The sequence below is a fragment of the Campylobacter sp. IFREMER_LSEM_CL1890 genome, from assembly GCF_025772045.1.
GTDB classification, from domain to species: domain Bacteria; phylum Campylobacterota; class Campylobacteria; order Campylobacterales; family Campylobacteraceae; genus Campylobacter_D; species Campylobacter_D lari_D.
Genome location: NZ_JAKMRK010000026.1, coordinates 1 through 2,788, shown reverse-complemented (window position 1 = coordinate 2,788; position 2,788 = coordinate 1). Strand labels below are relative to the sequence as shown.

Sequence of the window (2,788 nt, the reverse complement as noted above, 5' to 3'; positions counted from 1 at the left end):
TAGTCCCATGAGTAAATTTACCACCACTAGGTAAGTGATTTGGATTAAGTGGTTTATCTGCTGCCACCATAGGTGATAATAACATTGATACTGTTATGCCTGAGAGTATGATGTGATTTGATAGTTTATGTGTTTTCATAATTAATCCTTTTGGTGCATTGTTTTAATTTAAATTCACTACTATGCTTTTTGCATCTTTACTTACACTTAGAGTGTATTTAGCTTTTTGAACTTTTGCTTTGATGTTTTTATGTAAGCTTTGATTGTTTTTAGTGATAGTTTCTAATAAGCTTTGTAAGTCTTTTTGATTTAAGTGTTTATTATTTGCATCTACAAAGCCTTTTTCACTTTGCATTAAAATAATGCTTTTATTTTTTACATTATTGTTTGTATATACATTAATAGAACTATCTTTAGAAAGATTAATCACTTCTTTAGCATTTAAATAAGCTTTAGTATCATCTTTTAAGATAAAGCTATAATGATCAAAGTTATTAATAGTATTTGCTTTTATATTTGTATTTAATATTAAATGATTATTAGTACCATTTTTATGTGTTAGAACTTTTGATACAAAGTTATTATCTTTTTTAGTTTGTAAAAAGCTTCCTGCTAATACTTCTATATTGGTATTGTTAAAAATATTAGTATTACCACTTAAGTATAAAGTATTATTATAGCTTTTATCATTTTCACTATATATTCCAGAAGCGCTTATAAATATAGCTTTGTTGTTTTTATACTCATCTATATTTAAATTATTTATATGAGTATAATTATCATGAGTATTCTTAGCTATACCTGCACTAATTATTATTTCCCCTTCTCTTTTATCAGAAGCTGTACCTAGGGCTAAATTATCAAAGATAAAAGTATTATTAGCACTTTCATTTTTTGCATTAATAATATATACATTAGAACTAGCTGCACTTGAATAATCTTTAATATTTAAAGTATTATCATTAGCATTTTCATTAGCTCTTAAAATGATTTTAGAACCTTTATCTATATTAGAAGCATTGGATAAAGATTGCACCATATTATATTTTATAGTGTTTTTTTCTAAATTATCAGCTTCTATAATAGCAGTGAGGTTTCTACCTGATTTTACATTATCTAAAACTATACTATTAGCATTAGCACTACTAGCATAATAATCTTTATTATCTATACTTGCTTTACTAACTCCATATAAGTATAAAGGCATAGCTATGTTTGAGTTTTTAATAACAATACTATTATTATTTGCTTTAGAACTTAGAGTTTGTGCTGCTGTGATTTGAATTTTATCTTGATGATTTTCAGTGGTAAGTCCTTTGGTTAAGTCTCCATTGATATTTATACTATTTCTACTAGCTCCTTTAGTAGCTACCCCACCATAAAGATTAAACTCATTTTTACCTGTAAAATTAGAATTGATTTCAAATGGCTTTTTAAGAGTAATATTAATATTATTATCATTAGCTATACCATTATTAGTTATACCTGCATAAAAGTCTAAGAGTGCTTTTACTTCTACATTAGTATTTAATGCTAATAAGGTTTGTAAGTCTTTTATATCTATGGTGTTTTTATAAGCATTACCTTGTATGATTTTACCCCCATAAACTGCTCCTACTAAAATAGCATTGTATGCTAATGGAGTATTTTTAGTATCCACTCTTAAATCTAGTTTTAAATCATTAATAATTACACTATTATTGCTTACTTCATAGCTTTGATTGTTATTTACATCTACAAAAGCTCCACCTAAGTGAGTAGCAGCTGATGTTGAATAAGCTCCACTTGGACCATGGACTAATAAAGAAGCTCCATCTATAATAACCTTATTATTTTTAGCATTAGCATTATAAGTATAAGCTCCTACTACATGAGTCATTCTCTCATCAAAAATATTATCCCCTAAAGTGCTTTGTTTATAAGGAGTAGTATGAAAGTCTATCTTTACTCCCTTATTTAATATCACAGTATTATTATTAGTATTAGCATCAACCCCAAAAGCACCTAAGATATAAGGAGCACCATTTAAAGGTAAGGTATAGGTGTTTTCAACACCCATATTTACATAGGCATCTTTTAAGAAATTTAAAGTGTTATTGCTTGCTTCACCTTTTCTTGCTATGGCTGGAGTGATTAAAAAATTATATTTATTATCTAAGCCACTAGCTTTAGGATTAATTACTTCTTTATCGGTAGGTTTTAAATAATATACTGAAGATAATTCCCCTGCTTTTAATACTAGAGTATTATTATTTGCTTTTGCATTAAAGGTATAGGCTGAAACTAAAAAAGGTATATAGCTGATTTGATTTAGAGTAGTATTAGCTGAGTTAGAACTATGAAAACCATTAACTACAAAAATATCTTCTTTGATACTTGGAGTGAGTATGTCTTGTTTAAAATATAAATCATTCATTTTTTCATGAGCTTTGTTTTTAGGATTATCATAGATTAAAGTAATATTTGAAAGGTTTTTATTGCTAGCCATTTGACCATAGAAGTTTTTACCACTTAAGAGTTTATATGTGTCAAGATTATAATCATAAACATCATTATTATTATAATGGTGTTTTTTAATTACATAAGTATTAGAAGCTTTATCATAATTTGCCTGGGTGGCAGCTTCTAAAGAGTTTAGTGAAAGTATAGTGAGTAGGGAAAGTTTTAATAGATTAAAGTTTTTATAGTTTTTTAAAGGGTTTAAAGTGTTTGAGTTAAAACGAAAATTATCGTATCCCCCCCCCCGTGAGGTGATTTTTGGATAAAAATCTTAACATGTAAATCCTTT

General features: G+C 27.1%; 1 protein-coding gene. It reads right to left on the bottom strand.

What is annotated here, in order from left to right; all coding sequences use genetic code 11:
- Positions 1–163: 163 nt before the first annotated feature.
- Complete coding sequence (locus L8W57_RS07775; RefSeq protein ID WP_263662319.1) at positions 164–2,488, bottom strand: hypothetical protein; 2,325 nt, start codon at positions 2,486–2,488, stop codon at positions 164–166.
- Positions 2,489–2,788: the final 300 nt, after the last annotated feature.